Source organism: Streptomyces sp. NPDC058620, assembly GCF_042717135.1.
Lineage (GTDB): Bacteria > Actinomycetota > Actinomycetes > Streptomycetales > Streptomycetaceae > Streptomyces.
Genome location: NZ_JBHXQO010000065.1, coordinates 9563 through 32599 on the forward strand (window position 1 = coordinate 9563; position 23037 = coordinate 32599).

The 23037-nt window shown below is 70.2% G+C and carries 22 protein-coding genes; 11 read left to right on the forward strand and 11 right to left on the reverse strand.

Translation table 11 applies throughout. The features are described 5' to 3' along the window. On the forward strand, window positions 1-574 hold a 574-nt coding region (gene recX, locus ACFWSK_RS32950), incomplete at its 5' end, for a recombination regulator RecX (RefSeq protein WP_383794371.1). 200 nt (window positions 575-774) lie between these two features. Here recX and ACFWSK_RS32955 read toward each other — a convergent pair. From ACFWSK_RS32955 to ACFWSK_RS32995, 9 genes are all read right to left on the reverse strand, one after another. Further along, entirely contained in the window at window positions 775-1491 is a 717-nt protein-coding gene (locus ACFWSK_RS32955) for a hypothetical protein (protein ID WP_383794374.1), read from the reverse strand. A 526-nt stretch (window positions 1492-2017) separates the two neighbouring features. After that, on the reverse strand, window positions 2018-2440 hold the full coding sequence (locus ACFWSK_RS32960) for a rhodanese-like domain-containing protein (protein ID WP_383794375.1): 423 nt from the start codon (window positions 2438-2440) through the stop codon (window positions 2018-2020). Then, window positions 2437-2934: a cysteine dioxygenase gene (locus ACFWSK_RS32965; RefSeq protein ID WP_383794377.1), complete on the reverse strand. Its 498-nt coding sequence runs from the start codon at window positions 2932-2934 to the stop codon at window positions 2437-2439. Before ACFWSK_RS32965 ends, ACFWSK_RS32960 begins: the two co-directional genes overlap by 4 nt. Window positions 2935-3057: 123 nt before the next feature. After that, the gene (locus ACFWSK_RS32970) at window positions 3058-3144 is read right to left on the reverse strand and encodes a putative leader peptide (RefSeq protein WP_311605579.1); all 87 of its coding nucleotides are present in this window, start codon (window positions 3142-3144) and stop codon (window positions 3058-3060) included. 32 nt (window positions 3145-3176) lie between these two features. Continuing rightward, the gene (locus tag ACFWSK_RS32975; RefSeq protein ID WP_383794380.1) at window positions 3177-4835 is read right to left on the reverse strand and encodes an FAD-dependent monooxygenase; all 1659 of its coding nucleotides are present in this window, start codon (window positions 4833-4835) and stop codon (window positions 3177-3179) included. A gap of 172 nt (window positions 4836-5007) precedes the next feature. Next, entirely contained in the window at window positions 5008-5919 is a 912-nt protein-coding gene (locus ACFWSK_RS32980; RefSeq protein ID WP_383794383.1) for an amino acid ABC transporter permease, read from the reverse strand. After that, window positions 5916-6581: an amino acid ABC transporter permease gene (locus ACFWSK_RS32985; protein WP_383794386.1), complete on the reverse strand. Its 666-nt coding sequence runs from the start codon at window positions 6579-6581 to the stop codon at window positions 5916-5918. The genes ACFWSK_RS32980 and ACFWSK_RS32985 overlap by 4 nt, the downstream gene beginning before the upstream one ends. Before the next feature lie 92 nt (window positions 6582-6673). Then, complete coding sequence (locus ACFWSK_RS32990; RefSeq protein ID WP_383794388.1) at window positions 6674-7513, reverse strand: glutamate ABC transporter substrate-binding protein; 840 nt, start codon at window positions 7511-7513, stop codon at window positions 6674-6676. Between the two features lie 59 nt (window positions 7514-7572). Further along, the gene (locus ACFWSK_RS32995) at window positions 7573-8358 is read right to left on the reverse strand and encodes an amino acid ABC transporter ATP-binding protein (protein WP_383794390.1); all 786 of its coding nucleotides are present in this window, start codon (window positions 8356-8358) and stop codon (window positions 7573-7575) included. 342 nt (window positions 8359-8700) lie between these two features. On the opposite strand from ACFWSK_RS32995, the gene ACFWSK_RS33000 reads away from it, so the two are divergent. Together ACFWSK_RS33000 and ACFWSK_RS33005 are read left to right on the forward strand one after the other, a co-directional pair. Beyond that, window positions 8701-9393: a response regulator transcription factor gene (locus ACFWSK_RS33000; protein WP_383794394.1), complete on the forward strand. Its 693-nt coding sequence runs from the start codon at window positions 8701-8703 to the stop codon at window positions 9391-9393. 15 nt (window positions 9394-9408) lie between these two features. Further along, complete coding sequence (locus tag ACFWSK_RS33005; RefSeq protein ID WP_383794396.1) at window positions 9409-10803, forward strand: ATP-binding protein; 1395 nt, start codon at window positions 9409-9411, stop codon at window positions 10801-10803. An 89-nt stretch (window positions 10804-10892) separates the two neighbouring features. Here the strand turns inward: ACFWSK_RS33005 and ACFWSK_RS33010 are convergent, their stop codons facing one another. After that, window positions 10893-11891, reverse strand: coding sequence for a TAXI family TRAP transporter solute-binding subunit (locus tag ACFWSK_RS33010; RefSeq protein ID WP_383794399.1), 999 nt, complete (start codon window positions 11889-11891; stop codon window positions 10893-10895). A 142-nt stretch (window positions 11892-12033) separates the two neighbouring features. On the opposite strand from ACFWSK_RS33010, the gene miaB reads away from it, so the two are divergent. Continuing rightward, window positions 12034-13548: a tRNA (N6-isopentenyl adenosine(37)-C2)-methylthiotransferase MiaB gene (miaB, locus tag ACFWSK_RS33015; RefSeq protein ID WP_383794401.1), complete on the forward strand. Its 1515-nt coding sequence runs from the start codon at window positions 12034-12036 to the stop codon at window positions 13546-13548. A gap of 100 nt (window positions 13549-13648) precedes the next feature. Further along, window positions 13649-14368, forward strand: a complete 720-nt coding sequence (locus tag ACFWSK_RS33020) for a class III extradiol dioxygenase subunit B-like domain-containing protein (RefSeq protein ID WP_383794404.1) — start codon at window positions 13649-13651, stop codon at window positions 14366-14368. Window positions 14369-14468: 100 nt separating this feature from the next. Here the strand turns inward: ACFWSK_RS33020 and ACFWSK_RS33025 are convergent, their stop codons facing one another. Continuing rightward, on the reverse strand, window positions 14469-14708 hold the full coding sequence (locus ACFWSK_RS33025) for an antitoxin (RefSeq protein WP_383794407.1): 240 nt from the start codon (window positions 14706-14708) through the stop codon (window positions 14469-14471). A 239-nt stretch (window positions 14709-14947) separates the two neighbouring features. Between ACFWSK_RS33025 and miaA the strand changes: the two genes are divergently transcribed. The 6 genes from miaA (at window position 14948) to hflX (ending at window position 22894) form a co-directional block, all read left to right on the forward strand. Next, a complete protein-coding gene (gene miaA, locus ACFWSK_RS33030) occupies window positions 14948-15886 on the forward strand; it encodes a tRNA (adenosine(37)-N6)-dimethylallyltransferase MiaA (RefSeq protein WP_383794410.1) in 939 nt (312 codons plus the stop codon). 107 nt (window positions 15887-15993) lie between these two features. Further along, window positions 15994-16431, forward strand: coding sequence for a hypothetical protein (locus ACFWSK_RS33035; protein ID WP_383794425.1), 438 nt, complete (start codon window positions 15994-15996; stop codon window positions 16429-16431). A gap of 64 nt (window positions 16432-16495) precedes the next feature. Then, window positions 16496-17368, forward strand: a complete 873-nt coding sequence (gene dapF, locus ACFWSK_RS33040; RefSeq protein WP_383794412.1) for a diaminopimelate epimerase — start codon at window positions 16496-16498, stop codon at window positions 17366-17368. A gap of 140 nt (window positions 17369-17508) precedes the next feature. After that, window positions 17509-19653 (forward strand): RelA/SpoT family protein, encoded by a 2145-nt coding sequence (locus tag ACFWSK_RS33045; protein ID WP_383794414.1) that lies wholly within the window; start codon window positions 17509-17511, stop codon window positions 19651-19653. 85 nt (window positions 19654-19738) lie between these two features. After that, window positions 19739-21190 (forward strand): M1 family metallopeptidase, encoded by a 1452-nt coding sequence (locus tag ACFWSK_RS33050; protein ID WP_383794417.1) that lies wholly within the window; start codon window positions 19739-19741, stop codon window positions 21188-21190. Between the two features lie 183 nt (window positions 21191-21373). Further along, complete coding sequence (hflX, locus tag ACFWSK_RS33055; protein ID WP_383794420.1) at window positions 21374-22894, forward strand: GTPase HflX; 1521 nt, start codon at window positions 21374-21376, stop codon at window positions 22892-22894. Window positions 22895-23037: the final 143 nt, after the last annotated feature.

A 23037-nucleotide genomic window follows, 5' to 3' on the forward strand; every position in this document is an offset into this window, starting at 1 on the left:
ACCGGGCCTCCGGCCCCGCCCGGGACCATCACGGGGCGTAACCCCCTCCTGGCCGCGGCCCGTTCTGGGGTACCCCCAGGACCCGGTCGAGCAGGCGCGCAACATCTGTCTGCGCCTGCTCACCGGGACCCCACGCACCCGCAAGCAGCTCGCGGACGCCCTGCGCAAGCGGGAGATCCCCGACGAGGCGGCCGAAGAGGTGCTGTCGCGGTTCGAGGACGTGGGGCTGATCGACGACGGGGCATTCGCTGAGGCATGGGTGGAATCCCGGCATCACAGCCGGGGGCTGGCTCGCCGGGCCCTCGTCCGTGAGCTGCGCACCAAGGGCGTGGATTCCGTGCTGATCGACGAGGCCGTCGGGCAGCTCGATCCGGAGCAGGAGGAGGAGACGGCCCGCGAGCTGGTGGCCCGCAAGCTCCGCTCCACTCGTGGCCTGGACCGCGACAAGCGCCTGCGCCGCCTCGCCGGCATGCTCGCACGCAAGGGGTACGGGGAGGGCATGGCCCTGCGCGTGGTGAGGCAGGCACTGGCGGAAGAGGGAGAAGACACGGAGGGCTTGGACGAGCCCTTCTGAGCGCGGCGGGCGGGGGCGTGGCGTGGAAGGGTGACCGGGGTGGGGCCTGGAAGGGTGACCGGGGTGGGGCCTGGGTCAGGGACGGGCATGGTGACGGCTGTCCGGTAGAGGGGGGTGGCGTCCGGGATTCGGGCGCTGGGCCGATGCCGGACCGATGCCGGGCTGCTCTGGGCTCGGCGCTCGGTGGTGATCGGGGGCGGTCAGTGGCCCTCGCGCGCGGCCCGTCGGATGGTGGCGTCGAGCAGGGACAGGGCGTCCGCCGCGGTGCGGCCGGGATGCCGGTTCCACGGGCCGATCAGATCGGTCCACCCCTGCGAGCGGAGTTCGGTGATCAGCCAGGCGCCGGCACGGTCCACCGTGTCAAGGGAGCCGTACCCGAGACGGTGTGCCGTGAGCAGTGCGCCGCAGATGCAACGGGCGCCACGGGCATTGCGCAGCCGGTACGGGGTGTTCTGCCAGCCCCACTCGACCAGGATCTGCCGGGCGTAGCCAAGGTGGGTCGATGGCCGTACATCGGGCTGACCGATGCGCCGCCAGCCGTGCAGACGCTCGGGCAGGACCGCGCCCAGTCGCCCGGGAAGCCGCCGCTCACGGGGCGGCGACGTGGGCAGCGCCCGTACCGACTCCTCGATGAGCTGCTCGACGGGTACGGACAACAGGTTCCGCCAGTCGGCCGAGCCCCGGGCCTCGGCCTGGCCGTGGGCGTGGGGCATGGCACGAGCAGGGCTGCCGTCGACGGACCCCGAATGCGACTTCGAATGCGACCTCGAATGCGGCTCCGGTCCAGGCTTCGGGGGCAGCGGTGCTTCGGGGGCGGTGCGCTCCCAGCCCGTGATGATGTCCTGCCAGACCGCTGTGTCGTGGAGGTGGGAGACCTTGGCGTCGAGCTGATCAGGGGTGAGGTGAGCGGTTTTCATCGGCGCGACAACTCCGTACATTTCGGTCCTCTGTGTTGAGGCGAATGTGCGGGGCCCGCGGCGGTTGCTCCACCGGGGTGTGGCGTTCGGGTGTGCCGACGGGGATGTGGGGCCGTGTGAGCGGCCGACCGGGGGAGGGCGTGCGGGGGAGGGCGTGTGGGGGTCAGCCTCCGTACGAAGACGCCGGAATGCTCTGTGCACAGGCACACGTGCACAGAGCATTGTGAGCGGCAGGGCAGAGAAGCCCGGCGATACCGAGATCACGGAGCCGGTGGTCCTCGAAGTGCTCGCCAGCCGCCGCGCAAGCAGATCCTTCAGCACCTCACCCTGAACGGACTGGCGACATCCGCGTGCCTCGCCCGCGCTCGCGCCGAACACCGGGGCCGCCAGCTACCACTCGCGCGAACTGGCCAGGTACGGCTTCTGGGAAGCGGCATCTCCCTGGCCGGCGGGTGCTCAGGCCCAGCCCGGCCGGAGGTGGCCGCAGCCAGGCAGCGACGACCTCCAGGGCGTCAGGGGCTTCCGGTCACACCTCGACCGGGAGCCCCGCCGCACGCCATGCCTGGAATCCACCGATCAGGTCGGTCGCGCGGTGCAGTCCCAACTGGTGCAGGGACGCGACCGCGAGGCTCGACGCGTACCCCTCGTTGCAGATCACCACGACCTGGAGATCGTGGCTCACCGCTTCGGCCGCGCGATGGCTTCCCCACGGATCGAGCCGCCATTCCAGTTCGTTGCGCTCGACGACCAGCGCACCCGGGATCAGCCCGTCCTTCTCCCGCAGGGCCGCATAGCGGATGTCCACGAGCAGCGCTCCGTCCACGGCCGCCGCGGCGGCCTGGAGCGGGCCGATCCGGTCGATTCCGGCCCGGACCCGCTCCAGCCACTCGTCGATGCCCACCGGTTCCGTGGCGACACCGGGGGCGGTGGTCTCGCGGTCGACGCTCACTGCCAGTCCTCCGGACGCTCGATCTGCTCCAGGCGGAGCACCGCGCCCGTCCGGCTGTAGCGGCGGATGCGCGGCAGCGGGGGGTAGTAGGCGTGGACCGACACGGCATGCGTGTCGGCGGATTCGTTCAGCACCTCGTGCACATGGTGCCGGCCGAAAGCCCGGCCCTGACCTGCGGTCAACTGCCGTGTGCGGTCGACGTCCTCGCTCAGCTCCAGGGTCTTCCAGCCGTCGGTGGGCAGCCGGGCGGCCAGCGAGTGCTCCTTGAGCGTGCCCGTAGCGGTGGTGAAGGCGCCGATCGAGTCGGCGTGGTCGTGCCAGCCGGTGCCCGTGCCGGGCGGCCAGCCGATCAGCCACGCCTCGCTGCCGCCCGGGCCGTCGAGCCTGAGCCAGGTGCGGCCCTCGGGATCGAGGGGGAGCGAGGCGACGAGCGCCGCGTCCTGCGCGGTACGGCGGACGAAGGCGAGCAGTTCCGCGGCGTCCGGCGCGGACACGGACGCCGAGGTGTGTGGGGGAAGGGAAAACGACGAGGGGAGTGCAGACACGGGAACCGTCCTGGGAGTTCGCGCTGAAGCCACCGCCGTACGAAGAAGCACGGCGCGGCAGTGAGAGGCGATTCAGCAGGACGGTCGACACACGCAGCCCGCATAGCGGACGAGGTCCATATGGACCCTCCGCCACAGGCGCACATCGGTGTCGGTCATGATCTGGAGTACACCATGTGCGCCTGTGCGGGTCAATTGATGTGGGCGGCGCGCTCGGAGCGCGGTGACGGGTCCTGCCGCTCTCCGCGAGCCGTCTCCGTACCACCGCCGCGAGCCGGCTCGATGTCGCCTCCACGCGCCGCGTCGGCCGCGGCGATGAGCTCGGCGGGCCGGACCCCGCCGAAGGCCGCCACGAGGTGCCCGTCCGGCCTGACCAGCAGCACGGTGTGCGCCGACGCGCCTGGGTAGCTCTCCGCCACCAGGAGCTCACCCTTCACCGGCAGCGCGTCCACGGCCTCGATGAGCCGCGGCATGACGCCCGCGGTGAGCCAGTGCCGCCGGTCCCACACACCGGTCCCCGGCGCGACCAGGACCACCAGCAGATGCCCCAGACCCAGCCGGTCGCGCAGGCGGACGCTCTTGCCGTCGGGCGCGGTGACCCGTACGTCGGCGACCGGCGCACCGGGGGGCGTACCCACGGAGGTGTGCGCCTCGGCGCGCGGAGGCGAAAGGGGCGAATGCGTGTACGAAGGGGGCGCACCCAACGGCCCGCACCCCAGATGACCGTCGGTGAGCAACGTGTCGTGACCGCGTGCGCTGCCCGGTACGAGGGTCCGCAGGCCGCCGCCCCCGCGCAGTATCGGCAGCGACTGGTCGGCGGCGCGGAGCCGTGCGGCGACCGCCGCCCTGCGCTCCGCCTGGTAACTGTCGAGCAGCAGCTCGGAGGCACCGTGGTGCCAGCTCTGCGCGAGCTTCCAGGCCAGGTTCTCGGCGTCCCGCACCCCTTCGTCCAGGCCCTGGGTCCCGAGCGCCCCCAGGAGGTGGGCGGCGTCACCGGCCAGGAAGGCCCGCTTCGACCGCCACCGCCGGGCAAGCCTGTGGTGCAGCGTGTACACCCCGGTGTCCAGGAGTTCGTACGCCGGAGTCTCCCCGCACCAGCCCGCCAGCGTGTCCCGGACCCGGGTGATCAGCGCGTCGGGAGTGACCAGCTCTCCGCGCGGCGGAAGCAGCCAGTCCAGCCGCCAGACACCGTCGGGCAGTGGCCGCGCGGTCACCTCGGGGCCGGCGCTGCGCCATGGCGGTGCCCGGTGCAGGACGGCTTCGCCCGGCCACGGCAGTTCCGCACGCAGCGCGGCGACAGCGTGCCGTTCCACCGCCGTGCGCCCCGGAAACCTGATGTCCAGGAGCTTGCGCACGGTGGACCGGGCACCGTCGCAGCCGACCAGATAGCTCCCGCGCCACCAGGTGGAATCGGGCTCCCTGGTGTGCACGGTGACCCCGTGGGGGTCCTGTTCCAGGGTGTCGATGCGGCTCAGCGGCGCCATCCGCACCAGGCTCTGCGCGGCGACCGCGGCACGCAGACCCCGGGTCAGGGTGTGCTGGGGGAGATGGACCGGGGCAGGCAGGGGACCGGTCTCCGACGCCTCGCCGAGCGGCAGCTCACGTACCAGCTGCTTGCGCCGCATCGAACGCCACCCGGTCCACCGAAGGCCCTCGTCGCGCAGGGTCGTACAGCCGAGCCGCTCCACCAGGGCGGCGGTGTCCTCGCGCAGGACGACGGTCCGGGCGGGCCGCTGCTCGTCCTTCCCGGGACCTTCGTCGAGGACGACGGAGGGGACGCCCTGTGCGGCGAGGGCGAGCGACAGCACCAGACCGACGGGTCCGGCGCCGACGACGATCACCGGGTCCACGGCGCACACCCTCCGGCCCGTACGGTCGTAGGGGAAGTGGGGGCGGAGGCTCGGGGCGCGATCACAGAACGTATGCAACCTACTGCCGGTGCTTGCGTCAAGTGACAGAGACCCGTGGCGGGGGGCACGGCAGATGCGCCGGTCCCCCCGCGGGCGGATTATTGCCGGACCGTCAGGAGCCTGAGCCGTCAGCGACCTTGAGCGGGGGAGCGTCGATGATTTCGAGGCCGCCGCCGGGGGCGGCGCCGACCACCGCGCCCGTGCTCTTCTTCGCCCGCCGCAGCCTGCGCTCGAGCCAGCTCGCGAACGACGTCAGCGCGAAGTTCACCACGATGTAGATCAGGGCGACGACGGTGAAGCACGCGATGGTGTTCGCACCGTAGTTCGCGGCCATCGGGCGGACCGAGGCGAGGAGCTCGGGGAAGGTCAGGACTGCACCGCCGAGCGCGGTGTCCTTCACGATGACGACGATCTGGCTGACGATCGCGGGCAGCATGGCGGTGACCGACTGCGGCAGCAGCACGTACCGCATGGTCTGGCCCTTGCGCATGCCGATCGCCTTGGCGGCGTCCGTCTGTCCCTGCGGGAGGGACAGGATCCCGGCCCGCACGATCTCGGCCAGCACCGAGGCGTTGTACAGCACCAGACCCGTGACGACTGCGTACAGGGGACGCACATCACTGCTGAGGGTGGTGAACTCCGAGTACGCGGCGTTCGCCGTGATCATCAGGATCAGCACGGGGATGGCGCGGAAGAACTCCACGACGACGCCGGACGGCATCCGCACCGACCGGTGTTCGGAGAGCCGGCCGATACCGAACAGTGCTCCGAGGGGCAGAGCGATGAGCAGGGCGAAGAACGCGGCCTTGAGCGTGTTCTGGAGGCCCGGCCAGAGGTACGTCTCCCAGGGTTGGGAGCTCGTGAAGAACGGCTCCCACTTGACCCAGTCGAGCTGATGCTTCGAGTTCAGGCCGTCGTAGACCCACCACACCACGGCGGCGAGAGCGACCAGGAAGACGACCGAGTACAGGACGTTGCGCCGCTTGGCGCGGGGCCCCGGTGCGTCGAAGAGGACGGATGTCATCGCTTCACCGCCACCTTCTTGCTCACCCAGCCGAGGACGAGCCCCGTCGGGAGGGTGAGACAGATGAATCCGAACGCGAAGACCGCCGAGATCAGGATGAGCTGAGCCTCTGCTTCGATCATGGTCTTCATCAGGGACGCTGCCTCGACGACACCGATCGCCGCGGCCACGGTGGTGTTCTTGGTCAGCGCGATCAGTACGTTGGCCAGGGGATTGACGACCGAGCGGAAGGCCTGCGGGAGGATGATCAGCCGCAGTACCTGGGTGAAGCTCAGTCCGAGTGCGCGGGCGGCCTCGGCCTGGCCCGTGGGCACTGTGTTGATGCCCGAACGCAGCGCCTCGCAGACGAAGGCGGCGGTGTAGAGGGAGAGCGAAAGTACCGCGAGCCGGAAGTTGATGACCGTGAAGTCTTCGGACCCGAAGGTGACTTGCAGCGTCTGGAAAAGACCCAGCGACGAGAAGACGATGATCACGGTCAGCGGGATGTTCCGGACGATGTTCACGTAGGCGGTACCGAAACCGCGCATCAGGGGGACCGGGCCGACCCGCATACCGGCCAGCAGCGTTCCCCATATGAGGGCACCGAGGGCGGAGTAGACGGTGAGCTTCACCGTTACCCAGAAGGCCCCCAGTAGGTCGTAGGGCTCAAGAAAGTCGAACACGATCTCCCGTGCTTCCGCGTGTGGGGAGGGCTCGGTGCGCCGCCTGAGCGGCGGCGCACCTCATCGGCCCAGCTGCTGGACCGCGAACGGCCTTACTTGACGATGTTGCCGATCTTCGGCGCGGGCTCGTTCTTGTAGTTGGCCGGGCCGAAGTTGTCCGTGACGGCCTTGTCCCACGCACCGTCGGAGACCATCTTGGTCAGCGCGGCGTCGATCTTCTTCTTGAGGTCGGCGTCGCCCTTCTTCAGGCCGATGCCGTAGTTCTCGTTGCTCATCTTGAAGCCGGCCAGCTTGAACTTGCCCTGGAACTGCTCCTGCGCGGCGAAGCCGGCCAGGATGGAGTCGTCGGTGGTCAGCGCGTCAATGACCTTGTTCTCCAGGCCGGTCAGGCACTCCGAGTAGCCGCCGTACTCCTGGAGCTGGGCCTTGGGGGCCAGCTTCTCCTTGACGTTCGACGCGGAGGTCGAGCCGGTGACGGAGCAGAGCTTCTTCGAGTTCAGGTCCTCCGGGGACTTGATCGAGTCGTCATCGGCGCGCACCAGGATGTCCTGGTGAGCCAGCAGGTACGGGCCGGCGAAGTCGACCTTCTGCAGGCGCTCGTCGTTGATCGAGTAGGAGGCGGCGATGAACTTGACGTCGCCGCGGTCGATCGCGGTCTCGCGGTCGGCGCTCTTGGTCTCCTTGAAGACGATGTCGCCGGCCTCGTAGCCGAGCTCCTTGGCGACGTACGTGGCCACGTCGACATCGAAGCCGGTGTACTTGCCGTCCGGGGTCTTCAGGCCGATGCCGGGCTGGTCGATCTTGATGCCGATGGTGATCTTCTCGCCGCCGGAACCCGACTTGCCCTCTTTGTCCTCGGAACCGCACGCGGTGGCGGTGAGGGCGAGCGCGAGCACGGCGGCCGAGGCGGCGGTGACCTTACGAAGCTGCATGGTGGAATTCCCTAGGTTGACGCGATGTGCGAGAGGTGAGTGATCAGCTGATCCGGGACTCAGTGGTGAAGGATCTTCGACAGGAAGTCCTTGGCCCGGTCACTGCGCGGGTTGCTGAAGAACTGGTCGGGCGCTGCCTCTTCGACGATCTTTCCGTCCGCCATGAAGACGACGCGATTGGCAGCCGACCGCGCGAAGCCCATCTCGTGGGTGACGACGACCATGGTCATGCCGTCCCGGGCGAGCTGCTGCATGACCTCCAGCACCTCGTTGATCATCTCCGGGTCGAGCGCCGATGTGGGCTCGTCGAAGAGCATGACCTTCGGGTCCATCGCCAGCGCCCGTGCGATGGCCACGCGTTGCTGCTGACCACCCGAGAGCTGGGAGGGGTACTTGTCCGCCTGTGAGGCGACGCCCACCCGGTCGAGCAGCGAGCGGGCCTTCTCCGTGGCGGCCTGCTTGTCCGTCTTGCGGACCTTGAGCTGGCCCAGCATCACGTTCTCGAGCACCGTCTTGTGCGCGAAGAGATTGAACGACTGGAAGACCATGCCCACGTCGGCGCGCAGGCGGGCGAGTTCCTTGCCCTCCTGCGGGAGCGGCTTGCCGTCGATCGATATCGCGCCCGAGTCGATCGTCTCCAAGCGGTTGATGGTGCGGCACAGCGTGGACTTTCCGGACCCCGAAGGCCCGATCACGACCACGACCTCGCCACGGGCGATGGTCAGGTCGATGTCCTGGAGCACATGCAGCGCGCCGAAGTGCTTGTTGACGTTGCTCAGTACGACAAGGTCGTCTCCCGCAGTCGCGGCATCCTCGGCGGCCTTGGTCACTGAAACTCCGCTCATCGGCTTAATGCTCCGTCCTCCTCGGTTGGCAAGGACACTAGTGACGCAGTGCGATCAGCGTCATTACATCTGAGCGGAAATTGAGCATAACGATCCGGCCGCAACCGGACACACCGCGTGAACAGGACGTCCTCGACGCTGCCGGGGCGTACCGGGTGGGTAACGGAAACCCTGCTGTAACCGGCAAGGTCTTGACTGACGCACCGGTCATCGGCGTGGATGCCCTGGTAGGGGATGACGTGAAACGGCGCCGGACGGAGAACCTCGTCGGGCGGAACATCGCACGTCGTCGGAGAAATCGTGTAAGCCGTCCCGGAATGCCGGGCGCCGGAAGGAGGGTCAATGAGGCTGCTGCTCGTCGAGGACGACGACCATGTCGCCGCGGCCCTGTCCGCCGTGCTCGCCCGGCACGGTTTCCAGGTCGTGCACGCCCGCAACGGCGAGGAGGCCCTGCGGGCCCTGCTGCCCGCCGACAAGGAGCCCTTCGGCGTCGTGCTGCTCGACCTCGGCCTGCCCGACCAGGACGGTTACGAGGTGTGCGGCAAGATCCGCAAGCGCTCCTCGATTCCGGTGATCATGGTGACTGCGCGTGCCGACGTCCGGTCGCGGATTCACGGGCTCAACCTCGGGGCGGACGACTACGTCGTCAAGCCCTACGACACCGGCGAACTGCTCGCCCGCATCCATGCGGTCGCGCGGCGCAAGACGGCCGGTGACGAGACCGCACCGGCGCCGGCCGGCGGTCTGCTCCTGGGCCCCGTCCGGATCGAGCTGCCGACCCGCCGGGTCAGCGTCGACGGCGAAGAGGTCCAGCTCACCCGCAAGGAGTTCGACCTGCTGGCGCTGCTCGCCCAGCGGCCCGGAGTCGTCTTCCGGCGCGAGCAGATCATCAGCGAGGTGTGGCGCACGAGCTGGGAGGGGACGGGCCGCACGCTGGAGGTGCACGTGGCGTCGCTGCGTTCCAAGCTGAGGCTGCCCGCGCTGATCGAGACCGTGCGGGGCGTCGGCTACCGGCTCGTCTCGCCGTCCGCGTAAGGGCGTACGTTCCCCGTGCACACCCGTCTGCTTCCGCTGCTCATCATCCTCATGGCGGCCGTACTGCTCGCCCTGGGCGTCCCGCTCGCCGGGCGGGTGGCCGCCGCCGAGCAGCAGCGTCTCGTGGTGGACCGGATCGACGACACGGCACGCTTCGCCGCGCTCGCCCAGTTCGTCAGCGTCTCCCTTCCCGGCAACGAGGAGCGTCAGCGCATCCTCCAGGCCGAGCTCGACGCGTACGACTCCGTGTACGGGATCAGGGCGGGCGTCTTCTACCGGGACGACCAGGCCCTGGCTAAGGCCCCTTCCTCCTGGATGGTGCCGACCGAGGGCGAGGGCCGCGAGGCGTTCCGTGAGGCCCTGCTGGGGCGGCGCTCCCACGATCCGGGCCAGGTCTGGCCCTGGCAGACCGGCCGGGTCGTCGTGGCCTCGCCCGTCGTGCGGGACGGAGATGTCGTCGCCGTCGTCGTCATCGACTCACCCACCGGCGAGATGCGGTCCAGGACCCTGCGGGGCTGGGTGCTGATCGGTCTCGGCGAGGCGCTGGCCCTGCTCGTCGCGGTCGGGGCGGCGTTCCGGCTCACGGGCTGGGTGCTGCTGCCCGTGCGCATCCTGGACGCGGCCACGCACGACATCGCGAGCGGCCGGATGAGGTCGCGGGTCGCCGCGTCCGGCGGGCCTCCGGAACTCCGGCGCCTGGCTCGTTCGTTCAACGAGATGGCGGACAACGTCGAGGACGTTCTGGAGCAGCAGCGCGCCTTCGTCGCCGACGCCTCGCACCAGTTGCGCAACCCGCTGGCCGCGCTGCTGCTGCGGATCGAGCTCCTCTCCCTCGAACTCCCCGAGGGCAACGAGGAGATCGCCGCGGTGCGTACGGAGGGCAAGCGGCTCGCCCAGGTCCTGGACGACCTGCTCGACCTGGCGCTCGCCGAGCATGCCGCAGCCGACCTCCAGCTCACGGACATCGGGGCCCTGACGGCCGAGCGCGTCGCGGCATGGCGCCCGCTGGCCGAGGAGGAGGGGGTGCGACTCGTACAGGACGGGCTGTCGGCCGCCACCGGCTGGGCGGACCCGATCGCGCTCTCCAGCGCGCTCGACGCAGTCATCGACAACGCCCTCAAGTTCACGCCGCCGGACGAGGAGGTACGGGTCACCGTCGCGTCCACGGGTGACAGCGTCACCGTGCGGGTCGCCGACCACGGGCCGGGGCTGACCGGTCAGGAGCTGGAGCGCGTCGGCGACCGCTTCTGGCGCAGCAACCGGCACCAGAACGTCAAGGGCTCCGGGCTGGGACTCTCGATCTCGCGTGCGCTGCTCACCGCGGGCCGGGGCTCGATCTCGTACGCCCGGAACGAGCCCCACGGGCTGAGGGTGACGGTGACCGTGCCGCGCCACGCTCCGGAGGCGTGAGCCGAACGGCCTGCGCGGGACAGCGGGCGCTTCGCGGCGGCGGGACCGGTTGCGTGACGGGCGGCAGGGCCCGGCCCGGGCTGACCGTGCTACGGCTTGACCGACCGGTAGTAGCGCCGCGCTCCTTCGTGCAGCGGCAGCGGGTCGGTGTAGATGGCCGTCCGCATGTCCACCACCTGCGCCGAGTGCACCTCACGTCCGATGCGGTCGCGGCTGTCGATCACGGTCCGGGTGAACGCCTCGGTCATCGCGGGGTCCGTACGGTCCGTGGTGACCAGCAGGTTCGCGACCGCGACCGTCGGCACCGCCTGCCCCTGCTGCGCGTTGAGATAGGCGTCGGCCGGCATCACGGCCGAGCGGTAGTAGCGCGTCGACCCGCCCACTGCCTGGAGCCGGGCGATCAGCGGGTCCTCCAGCGGCACCAGCCGGATGGGCAGCCGCTCCGACAGCTCCTGCACGGCATTGGTCGGCAGACCGCCGGACCAGAAGAAGGCGTCGAGCGTGCCGTTCGCCAGCCGGTCCGGCATCGTGTCGATGCCGACCGGCACCGGGGTGACGCTCTTCGCCGGATCAAGGTCCGCGGCGCTCATCAGCCGGTCGGCCACGAGCCGCACGCCTGATCCCGGCTGCCCCACACCGACCCGCTTCCCCCGCAGGTCGGCGACCTCCTGCACGTCCGAGTCGCGCGGCACGATCAGCTGTACGTAGTCGTCGTACAGCCGGGCACAGGCACGCAGGCGCTGAGCACCCGGCCGGCCGTTCTGCATGAAGTTCGCCACGGCGTCGGCGGTGGCGATGGTGAAGTCCGCCTTCCCCGTCGCCACCCGCTCGATGTTCTGCTGCGAGCCCTCGCTGGTCTGCAGCTGGATGGACACCGCGGGCATGTCCTTGGCGAGCGCTCCTTCGAGCCGCTCGCCGTAGCGCTGGTAGACCCCGTTGCGCACCCCTGTGGAGAACGTCAGCGTCCCCGTGGGCGAGGAATCACCCAGGGGGAGCACCCACCACAGGAGCAGCCCCAGGACGACCGTGACGGCCGCACCCCCCTGAAGGGTGCGTCGTCGGTCGAATCGGGACAGTACGGAGGGCATGGCGCGATCCTGCCAGCCACTCCCCGTAATGGCCAGGCCCAGGCTTCGGGGGTGGCTCACGGGGCGGCGGGGTCCGGCGGCGGGACCTGGCGCCGGGAGTGCGGCGGCAAGGGGCATACCCGGTACCGCCTACCCTTGTCGCATGAGCAGCGGCAACCGGAGCGAAGCAGTGGACGTCAAGAAAAGCTACGAGGTACGCACTTACGGGTGCCAGATGAACGTCCACGACTCGGAACGGCTGTCGGGGCTCCTGGAGGACGCCGGATACGTCCGTGCGCCCGCGGACGCCGACGGTGACGCCGATGTCGTCGTCTTCAACACCTGCGCGGTGCGGGAGAACGCCGACAACAAGCTCTACGGCAACCTCGGCCGGCTCGCGCCGATGAAGACCAAGCGCCCCGGGATGCAGATCGCGGTCGGTGGCTGTCTCGCGCAGAAGGACCGCGACACCATCGTCAAGCGGGCCCCCTGGGTGGACGTCGTCTTCGGTACGCACAACATCGGCAAGCTCCCGGTACTGCTGGAGCGCGCCCGCGTCCAGGAGGAGGCGCAGATCGAGATCGCCGAGTCCCTGGAAGCGTTCCCCTCCACGCTTCCCACCCGCCGTGAGTCCGCCTACGCCGCGTGGGTGTCGATCTCCGTCGGCTGCAACAACACGTGCACCTTCTGCATCGTCCCGGCGCTGCGCGGCAAGGAGAAGGACCGCCGGACCGGCGACATCCTCGCCGAGATCGAGGCGCTCGTCTCCGAGGGCGTCTCCGAGGTGACCCTGCTCGGCCAGAACGTGAACGCGTACGGCTCCGACATCGGCGACCGGGAGGCGTTCTCCAAGCTGCTGCGTGCCTGCGGCGCCATCGAGGGCCTGGAGCGCGTCCGTTTCACGTCCCCGCACCCGCGTGACTTCACCGACGACGTGATCGCCGCGATGGCCGAGACGCCGAACGTGATGCCACAGCTCCACATGCCGATGCAGTCGGGCTCGGACACCGTCCTCAAGGCGATGCGCCGCTCGTACCGGCAGGAGCGTTTCCTCGGCATCATCGAGAAGGTGCGCGCCGCCATGCCGGACGCCGCCATCTCGACCGACATCATCGTGGGCTTCCCCGGTGAGACCGAGGAGGACTTCGAGCAGACCATGCACGCGGTCCGCGAGGCGCGCTTCGCGAACGCCTTCACCTTCCAGTACTCCAAGCGCCCCGGGACGCCCGCCGCCGACATGGAGGGCCAGATCCCCAAGGAGGTCGTCCAGGAGCGGTACATGCGCCTGTCGGCCCTCCAGGAGGAGATCTCCTGGGAGGAGAACAAGAAGCAGGTCGGCCGCACCCTTGAGGTCATGGTCGCGGAGGGCGAGGGCCGCAAGGACGGTTCCACGCACCGCCTCTCCGGCCGCGCACCCGACAACCGCCTGGTCCACTTCACCAAGCCCGCGCAGGCGGTGCGCCCGGGCGACGTGGTGACGGTCGACATCACCTACGCGGCTCCGCACCACCTGCTCGCCGAGGGTGTCCCTCTCGGCGTACGCCGGACGCGTTCCGGCGACGCCTGGGAGGCGCGCACCGCCGCTGCCGCCGCCAAGCCCGCCGGCGTGATGCTGGGCCTGCCGGGCATCGGCGCCCCCGCCCCGCTGCCCGCCGCTTCCGCTCCCGGCTGCGGCTGACGCCGGTCGCGGTCCCGGAGACCCTCGCAGTACGCGGAGGTCTCCACCGGACGCGGAGATCTTCGCAGCACGTGGCGACCTGCGCAGTACGCTGACCGGCATGCTTGTCGCTGCCGCCGTCTGCCCCTGCCCGCCGCTCCTGGTTCCCGAGGTCGCCGCCGGAGCGGCGTCCGAGCTCGACGACGCACGGACCGCGTGCAAAGACGCTCTGGGCGTCCTCGCCGCGGCCCGTCCCGATCTGCTGCTCGTCGTCGGGCCCGCCGAAGTCGGCCGGGCCGGGCCATACCCCGCCGGGTCGACCGGCTCCTTCGAAGGGTTCGGCGTCGGCCTCTCCGTACGGCTCGGCGTCCCGCCCGGCGACGCCGCTCCGGCGGGGCGCGGGCTCCCGGCCTCCCTGGCCGTCGGAGCGTGGCTGCTGGACCGGGCGCGGTGGTCCGGCGCCGCGGTCGAGGGTCTCGGTGTCGAGGAGCGGCTTCCTGCCGACAGCTGCGCTCTGGCGGGCAAGGAACTGGCGGCCAGGGCCGACCGCGTCGCCCTGCTGGTGATGGGCGACGGAAGCGCCTGCCGCACGGTGAAGGCACCCGGCTACCTGGACGAGCGGGCCGTGGACTTCGACACGGCCGTGACCCGCGCGCTGGGTGACGCGGATCTTCCCGTTCTGAGCTCGCTCGACGCGTCGCTGGCGTACGCACTCAGGGCGGCCGGCCGTGCGCCCTGGCAGGTGCTCGCAGGTGCCGCGGAGGGTGCGGGCCTGGAGGGCCGGCTGCTGTACGCGGACGCCCCGTACGGCGTCGGCTACACCGTCGCCGCGTGGTCATGACAGTCTGACCGGCCCACACGAGCCGGCGTACGAACTCGCCACACGCAAGCAGGGCCCGCATACGCTCCGGGCCCTGCTTGTGTGCTCGGTTCCGTCGAGGTCAGGCAGTCGGCGGCCTCGTGCCGCCCTCGTCCTTGTGGCCCAGCCGGTCCACGGCGCCCTTGGCCTTCTGCGTGCCGGACGCGATCTTGTCGCTGTACTTGCCCTTGGTCTTCTGATCGACCGTTCGCGCGGCCTTGTCGAGACCCTGCTCGATCTTGCCCCCGTGCTGGTGCGCGAGGTCGCCGACCTTGTCCTTGGCCGGAGCGAGCTTGGCCTTCAGGTTGTCCAGGAAACCCATGGGTCACCTTTCGTGCAGTGGGGACTGTGCTCGGGCGTGCTCTGCAGCTCCATTATCCGCTCCCTCGCCGACGGACCGATACGGATGAGAGCTGCGAGGCAATACGTGTACTGCATATTTGTACAACATTTTACTCATGCGTGCGCTGCCCCATGATGGCTCCCCGATGGTTTCCCCGCGCAGAGCTCCGCACACTCGGCTCGTTCGGGAAGTGCCCCGGTGTTTGGGAGACTGGGGCGGTGAGAAGACCAGCTCCCACCCCCCGCGTCATCACCGTCGTAGGCCCCACCGCAGCCGGAAAGTCCGATCTGGGAGTATTTCTCGCCCAACAGCTCGGTGGCGAAGTGGTCAACGCGGACTCCATGCAGCTCTACCGCGGGATGGACATCGGCACGGCGAAGCTGACGCTCCCCGAGCGCGGCGACATCCCGCACCGGCTCCTCGACATCTGGGACGTCACCGAGGCGGCCAGCGTGGCCGAGTACCAGCGGCTGGCCCGGGCGGAGATCGACCGGCTGCTGGCCGAAGGCCGCACCCCCGTCCTGGTGGGCGGTTCCGGGCTCTACGTGAAGGGCGCCATCGACGCCCTGGAGTTCCCCGGCACGGACCCCGAGGTGCGCGCCCGGCTGGAACAGGACCTGGGCCGGGACGGCTCCGGCGCCCTGCACACCCGGCTCGCCGCCGCGGACCCGGAGGCGGCCCGCGCCATCCTGCCGAGCAACGGACGCCGCATCGTGCGTGCCCTGGAAGTAATCGAGATCACGGGCAAACCCTTCACGGCCAACCTTCCCGGTGACGAGGCGGTCTACGACGCCCTGCAGATCGGCGTGGACGTCGGCCGCCCCGAACTCGACGAGCGGATCACCGTCCGCGTCGACCGGATGTGGGAGGCCGGACTCGTCGACGAGGTGCGCGCCCTGGAGGCCCAGGGCCTGCGTGAGGGACGCACCGCCTCCCGCGCGCTCGGCTACCAGCAGGTGCTCGCGGCGCTCGCGGGCGAGTGCACCGAGGACGAGGCACGCACCGAGACCGTGCGCGCCACCAAACGATTCGCGCGCCGCCAGGACTCCTGGTTCCGCCGCGACCCGCGCGTCCACTGGCTGAATGGTGCCGTCGATCAGCGTGCGGAACTCCCGCACCTGGCGCTGGCGTTGGTCGAACGAGCGGTTACAGCCTGATCACGTGATGGCATCGGGAAGCTCTGCACGTCATTTCGGTGCCCGGGAGCGTGCCATCATCGAGCATCGATCGACCAGTGGAGTCCGAGTTGGGAGGGCGCGTGGCGATGGAGGCCGGCCCTCGCGACACAGACCAAGACGCACCGGATACGCAGCACGAGGCGGGACGCTTGAGCCCCGACGGGCCCGACGAGCACGACGTGACCCCCGAGGTCGAGGTCGAGCTGCGCCCCGCTCGCCGACTGCGCATCTGGCAGCTCGCACCGATCATCATGCTTGCCGCGGTCGGCTCGCTGATGTTCGCCTTCCCGCTCGCCTTCGAGTTCGGCGACGGCGGTGCGATCGTCGCGATGCTGGGCCTGCTCATCAGCTGCTGCGCCGCGGGCTGGGGCATGATGGCCGCCCGTCGCGTCGGCCACACCTGGCCCGGCCTGCCCGCAAGGGGTTCGGGCGAGCGTGCCGACTGGCGAGTGATCGCCCTGTACGTCGCCGTGTGCACCGGACTCGTCGCGCTCGCCGTCTGGCGCGTGGCCCGGCTCCGCTGACACGGCGCCCCCTCCGCGCGGTCCGCCTTGGCGGGCTGTCGGTGCGGCCTCGTACAGTTGCTCCGTGAGCACTTCGCAGATCGCCTTCCTCAAGGGTCACGGCACCGAGAACGACTTCGTGATCGTTCCCGATCCGGACAACGACCTCGACCTGCCCGCCCCGGTCGTCGCCCGGCTGTGCGACCGCCGGGCCGGTATCGGCGGGGACGGTCTGCTGCACGTCGTACGGTCCGCCGCGCACCCGGAGGCGCAGGCCATGGCGGCCGAGGCCGAGTGGTTCATGGACTACCGCAACGCGGACGGCTCGATCGCCGAGATGTGCGGCAACGGCGTCCGGGTCTTCGCCCACCACCTGCAGCGGGCCGGACTCGTCGAGCAGGGCGACCTGGCCGTCGCGACCCGCGGCGGCGTCAAGCGGGTGCACATCGCCAAGGGCGGCAGCATCACCGTCTCCATGGGGCAGCGCCTCCTCCCGGAGGAGCACGTCACGGTCACGGTGGACGGCCGCAGCTGGCCCGCCCGCAACGTGAACATGGGCAATCCGCACGCCGTCGCGTTCGTCGACGACCTGGCACACGCCGGCAGCCTGTACTCCGCGCCGGAGTACACCCCCGCCACCGTCTACCCCGACGGCGTCAACATCGAATTCGTCGTGGCCCGCGGACCTCGCCATGTCGCGATGCGCGTGCATGAGCGCGGCTCCGGCGAGACACGCTCCTGCGGTACGGGAGCCTGCGCCGTGGCCGTAGCCGCCGCCCGAAGGGACGGCGCCGACCCCGCGCTCACCGGCAGCCCCGTGACGTACACGGTGGATCTGCCCGGCGGCACGCTGGTGATCACGGAGCACCCGGACGGCGCGATCGACATGACGGGACCCGCCGTGATCGTCGCCGAAGGATTCATCGACCCGGCCTGGCTCGAAACAGTGATCGGCTAGAGCTTCGCTCGAATGGGTGATCCGTTTCACGCCGGGCGAGAGCCGGACTGCGCCACGTGGTGGGGTCGGTAGCATCAAGCACCGGCCCGGGGACGCATCCGCGCCTTCTCACCGCCGGTCGACGTTGCCGGAGGTGCCCCATGAGTGCAGAGGCCACCAACCCAGGTGCTCCCCTTCGCAGGCGGGGCCGTGCCCGGATCGATCTCCGCAGGATCGGCCGCGTGGCGCTGCTCGGTCCGGCCTCCCGCGGCCGCCTGCCCGATGCCATCGGCCATGTCGCGGACGCCCACAGGGCCCACCATCCGGACGCCGACCTCGCCATCCTGCGCAAGGCGTACGTCCTGGCGGAGTCCTCGCACCGCGGCCAGATGCGCAAGAGCGGTGAGCCGTACATCACGCACCCTCTCGCGGTGACCCTGATCCTTGCCGAACTGGGCGCCGAAACCACGACGTTGACGGCCTCCCTCCTCCACGACACGGTGGAGGACACCGAGGTGACGCTCGATCAGGTGCGGGAGGAGTTCGGCGAAGAGGTCTGCTACCTCGTCGACGGAGTCACCAAACTCGAGAAGGTCGACTACGGCGCGGCGGCCGAGCCCGAGACCTTCCGCAAGATGCTCGTCGCCACCGGGAACGACGTCCGGGTGATGTCGATCAAGCTCGCCGACCGGCTGCACAACATGCGCACCCTCGGCGTGATGCGCCCCGAGAAGCAGGCCAGGATCGCCAAGGTCACCCGTGACGTCCTCATCCCCCTCGCCGAACGTCTCGGGGTTCAGGCGCTCAAGACGGAGCTGGAAGACCTCGCCTTCGCGATCCTGCGCCCGGAGGAGTACGAACACACCCGGGCTCTGATCGCCGGCTCCGGCGGCGCCGAGGACCCCCTCACCGAGATCGCCGAGCGAGTCAGGACGACGCTCCGGGAAGCTGACATCTCCGCCGAGGTCCTGATCAGGCCCCGCCACTTCGTGTCCGTGCACCGCGTCAGAATCAAACGCGGCGAACTCCGCGGAACCGACTTCGGACGCCTGCTGGTCCTCGTCGCCGAGGACGCCGACTGCTACGCGGTCCTCGGTGAACTGCACACCTGCTTCACGCCCGTGATCTCTGAGTTCAAGGACTTCATCGCCGCCCCCAAGTTCAACCTGTACCAGTCGCTGCACACCGCCGTCGTCGGCCAGGACGGCGCCGTCGCCGAAGTCCTCATCCGTACGCACCAGATGCACAAGGTCGCCGAAGCGGGCGTCATCGCACTCGGGAACCCGTACACCCCGGACAGCACCGCGGTCCAGCCATTCGAACCGGCGGACGGGGAACGCGCCGACCCGACCCGGCCCGGCTGGCTCTCCCGGCTCCTCGACTGGCAGGAGTCCGCCCCCGACCCCGACACCTTCTGGACGACACTCCACGCCGATCTCGCCCAGGACCGGGAGATCACCGTCTTCTGTACCGACGGCGGGACGCTGGGCCTGCCCGCGGGCGCCAGCTGCGTCGACGCCGCGTACGCGCAGTACGGAGACGAGGCGCACGGCTGTATCGGAGCGCGCGTCAACGGCCGGCTCGCCACGCTCAGCACCGTACTGAGCGACGGCGACACCGTGCAGCCGCTGCTCAGCCAGGACGCGACGTCCGGACCCTCTCCCGACTGGCTCGACCACGCGCGTACCGCCGCCGCCCGGATCGCCATCACGGGCTGGCTCGACGCCCATCCGGAGGGCGAGCAGGCGCTCGGGGGCCAGCCCGACACCCCCAGGCCGCAGCCGCAGCAGCCCACGGACGACACGTCGACCGGCCGGAGCAAACAGGGGGCGCGCGTCGTGAGCGTCGCCGTGGACGGACCGGGAACAGCGGTACGCCTCGCGGGCTGCTGCACCCCGGTGCCCCCCGACGAGGTCACCGGCTTCACCGTGCGCGGCGGCGCCGTCACCGTGCACCGCCAGGAGTGTCCGGCGGTGGCCCGTATGCAGGCCGCGGGACGGCCACCGGTCGCCGCCCGCTGGAACGACGACGGCGACCGGCGGGACACGGGGGAGTGCCGCGTCACCCTGGTCGCCGAATCCTTCGGACGGCCCCGGCTCCTCGCCGACCTCACCGAAGCCATCGCGACGGCCGACGCCGCCATCGTCTCCGCCACCGTGGAACCCCCCAGCGAGCAGCGAGTCAGGCACACCTACACCCTGCAGATCCCCGACGCCGCCGGGCTGCCCGGACTCATGCGCGCCATGCGGGACGTGCCCGGTGTGTACGACGTGAGCCGCGCCCAGCACCAGGCGGTCACCACCTGACGCCCCTGGCACCCGGACGATCTCGTTCGGGTGGTGCGGCGCGCGGCACCCCGACGGAGCGGGCGGCCGCTGGTAGCCGTAGTCCATGCCGCACATCTCCCGTCGACTGCGCGCCGCCCTGCTGGCCACCGCCTCGGCCACCCTCGTCGCCGCCACCCTCCCCGCGCCCGAGCCGCTCGGCATCGGAGACCGCCTCTTCCCCCAGCTCGGCAACCCCGGATACGACGTCCTCTCGTACGACATCGCGTTCACGTACCACGGGAACAACACCAAGCCCCTGGACGCCGTCACCACGATCGAAGCCCGGACCACCGGCCCGCTGGAGCGCATCAACCTCGACTTCGCACGGGGCAAGGTCAGCGCCGTCGACGTGAACGGTCTGGCTTCCGACTTCGGAACGAAGGGCGAGGACCTGGTCGTCCAGGCACCCGCCGCACTCCCTGCCGGAGTGCCCCTGCGCATCACCGTCCGGCACACCAGCGATCCGAACGGCAGCCGCGCCGACGGCGGTTGGCTGCGCACCGCCGACGGCCTGGCCATGGCCAACCAGGCCGACGCAGCGCACCGCGTGTTCCCGGGCAACGACCACCCGGCGGACAAGGCGTACTTCACCTTCCGGATCACCGCCCCCGAGAAGCTGACAGCCGTGGCCAACGGTCTGCCCGTCGGCGCCGAGCGCCGTGGCGCCACGACCACCTGGACCTACCGCACCGAGCACCCCATGGCCACGGAGCTCGCCCAGGTGTCCATCGGCCGCTCCGCGGTCCTGCACCGCACCGGACCGGACGGACTGCCCCTGCGCGACGTCGTGCCGGCCGCGGACCGGGCGAAGCTGGAGCCGTGGCTGAAGAAGACTCCGGACCAGATGACCTGGATGGAGCGCCAGGTCGGCCGGTACCCGTTCGAGACGTACGGGCTGCTCGTGGCCGACACGGAGACCGGCTTCGAGCTGGAGACCCAGACGCTCTCGCTCTTCGAACGGTCCCTGTTCACCGAGCCCGGCTACCCCGAGTGGTACGTCGACTCGATCATGGTGCACGAACTCGCCCACCAGTGGTTCGGCAACAGCGTCTCCCCGAAGTCGTGGTCCGACCTGTGGCTCAACGAAGGACACGCCAGCTGGTACGAGGCCCGGTACGCCGAGGAGCACGCCAAGCAGTCGCTCGAACGCCGGATGCGCCTGGCGTACACCCGCTCCGACACCTGGCGGGCCGCCGGAGGCCCCCCGGCCCATCCCGACGCCCCCGAGCCGGGCCGCAAGATCAGCCTCTTCAGGCCCGTGGTGTACGACGGGAGCGCCCTCGTCCTCTACGCCCTGCGGCAGGAGATCGGCACGGCCGCGTTCGACCGGCTGGAGCGGACCTGGGTGCGGCGCCACAGGGACGAGTCCGCGACCACGGCGGACTTCACGGGGCTCGCCTCACAGATCGCCGGACGCGACCTGAGCGCGTTCTTCCAGGCATGGCTGTACGGCGAGAAGACACCGCCGATGCCCGGGCACCCGGACTGGCGCAGCGAGAAGCCCCAGGCTCGGTGAGCCGTGTGCGGGCCGGGGGGACAGAGGCGGAAACACCGGTAAACCCGAGTGACGGGCCCGGCGGCGCCATGCCACTATCAACGGGTCGGCGCGGCGGCCGGACCGGGAACCCCAGTGGGGAATCATCCGGCGAGGTCACGCGTTGTGACTGACGTAAGTGAATTTCATCGACGTAAGGATCCAATGACCTCCTCTTCTTCCTTTCCCCAGGACGCGCAGAAGGCGCAGAGCGCTACGGAGAATGTCACCGAAAGCCTCACCGAGGGCCTTCGGGCCGACGCCCTGATGGAAGAGGACGTCGCCTGGAGCCACGAGATCGACGGAGAGCGGGACGGCGATCAGCTCGACCGCTCGGAGCGTGCCGCGCTGCGGCGTGTGGCAGGTCTCTCCACCGAGCTGGAGGACGTCACCGAGGTCGAGTACCGGCAGTTGCGCCTGGAGCGCGTCGTGCTGGTCGGCGTCTGGACCTCCGGCACCGTGCACGACGCGGAGATCTCACTCGCGGAGCTTGCGGCGCTGGCCGAGACGGCCGGTGCCCAGGTGCTCGACGCCGTGTTCCAGCGGCGCGACAAGCCCGACCCGGCGACCTACATCGGTTCCGGCAAGGCGCTTGAGCTGCGCGACATCGTTCTCGAAACCGGGGCCGACACCGTCGTCTGCGACGGTGAGCTGAGCCCCGGCCAGCTGATCCACCTGGAAGACGTCGTCAAGGTCAAGGTGGTCGACCGCACCGCCCTGATCCTGGACATCTTCGCCCAGCACGCCAAGTCCCGAGAGGGCAAGGCGCAGGTGTCGCTGGCACAGATGCAGTACATGCTGCCGCGACTGCGCGGCTGGGGTCAGTCGCTCTCCCGGCAGATGGGCGGCGGCGGTTCCAGCGGTGGTGGCGGAATGGCCACCCGCGGTCCCGGTGAGACCAAGATCGAGACGGACCGGCGCCGTATCCGCGAGAAGATGGCGAAGATGCGCCGGGAGATCGCGGAGATGAAGACCGGCCGCGAGATCAAGCGCCAGGAGCGCAAGCGCAACAAGGTGCCCTCCGTCGCGATCGCCGGATACACCAACGCGGGCAAGTCCTCCCTGCTCAACCGGCTGACCGGTGCGGGCGTCCTCGTGGAGAACTCGCTGTTCGCCACCCTCGACCCGACTGTGCGCCGGGCCGAGACGCCGAGCGGTCGGATCTACACCCTGGCCGACACCGTCGGGTTCGTACGGCATCTGCCGCACCACCTCGTCGAGGCGTTCCGCTCCACCATGGAGGAGGTCGGCGAGTCCGACCTGATCCTCCATGTGGTGGACGGCTCCCACCCGGTGCCGGAGGAGCAGCTCGCCGCGGTGCGTGAGGTGATCCGCGAAGTGGGTGCGCTCGACGTACCCGAGATCGTGGTGATCAACAAGGCGGATGCGGCCGACCCGGTCGTGCTGCAGCGGCTGCTGCGCATCGAGAAGCACGCGATCGCCGTATCGGCGCGGACCGGCGCCGGTATCGACGAACTGCTCGCGCTGATCGATTCGGAACTGCCGCGGCCGTCCGTCGAGATCGAGGCGCTCGTGCCGTACATCCAGGGTGGTCTGGTCTCCCGGGTGCACGCCGAGGGTGAGGTCCTTTCCGAGGAGCACACCCCGGAGGGCACGCTGATCAAGGCTCGTGTCCATGCGGAACTGGCCGCGGACCTCTCGACGTTCGTTCCCGTGACCGGCTGACGGTCCAGCACAGCGGTACTGAACGACCCGAAGGCCCGGTAACCCTCTCCGAGAGGGGGACTGGGCCTTCGGCATGCCGCCCCCGGGAACCCGATGGCTTTCATGAACGGCGAGCGGCCCCCTGTCCGGCAACTGCCGGACAG

Bases quoted from the DNA above. Each gene is read 5' to 3' on its own strand.
- ACFWSK_RS33010 (WP_383794399.1), bottom strand. From the start codon at position 11,891: ATGCCCTCCGTACTGTCCCGATTCGACCGACGACGCACCCTTCAGGGG.
- ACFWSK_RS32995 (WP_383794390.1), bottom strand. From the start codon at position 8,358: ATGAGCGGAGTTTCAGTGACCAAGGCCGCCGAGGATGCCGCGACTGCG.
- ACFWSK_RS33025 (WP_383794407.1), bottom strand. From the start codon at position 14,708: ATGGGTTTCCTGGACAACCTGAAGGCCAAGCTCGCTCCGGCCAAGGAC.
- ACFWSK_RS32990 (WP_383794388.1), bottom strand. From the start codon at position 7,513: ATGCAGCTTCGTAAGGTCACCGCCGCCTCGGCCGCCGTGCTCGCGCTC.
- ACFWSK_RS33000 (WP_383794394.1), top strand. From the start codon at position 8,701: ATGAGGCTGCTGCTCGTCGAGGACGACGACCATGTCGCCGCGGCCCTG.
- ACFWSK_RS33050 (WP_383794417.1), top strand. From the start codon at position 19,739: ATGCCGCACATCTCCCGTCGACTGCGCGCCGCCCTGCTGGCCACCGCC.
- ACFWSK_RS33045 (WP_383794414.1), top strand. From the start codon at position 17,509: ATGAGTGCAGAGGCCACCAACCCAGGTGCTCCCCTTCGCAGGCGGGGC.
- miaB (WP_383794401.1), top strand. From the start codon at position 12,034: ATGAGCAGCGGCAACCGGAGCGAAGCAGTGGACGTCAAGAAAAGCTAC.
- ACFWSK_RS33035 (WP_383794425.1), top strand. From the start codon at position 15,994: ATGGAGGCCGGCCCTCGCGACACAGACCAAGACGCACCGGATACGCAG.
- ACFWSK_RS33020 (WP_383794404.1), top strand. From the start codon at position 13,649: ATGCTTGTCGCTGCCGCCGTCTGCCCCTGCCCGCCGCTCCTGGTTCCC.
- ACFWSK_RS32980 (WP_383794383.1), bottom strand. From the start codon at position 5,919: ATGACATCCGTCCTCTTCGACGCACCGGGGCCCCGCGCCAAGCGGCGC.
- ACFWSK_RS32955 (WP_383794374.1), bottom strand. From the start codon at position 1,491: ATGAAAACCGCTCACCTCACCCCTGATCAGCTCGACGCCAAGGTCTCC.
- hflX (WP_383794420.1), top strand. From the start codon at position 21,374: ATGACCTCCTCTTCTTCCTTTCCCCAGGACGCGCAGAAGGCGCAGAGC.
- ACFWSK_RS32970 (WP_311605579.1), bottom strand. From the start codon at position 3,144: ATGACCGACACCGATGTGCGCCTGTGGCGGAGGGTCCATATGGACCTC.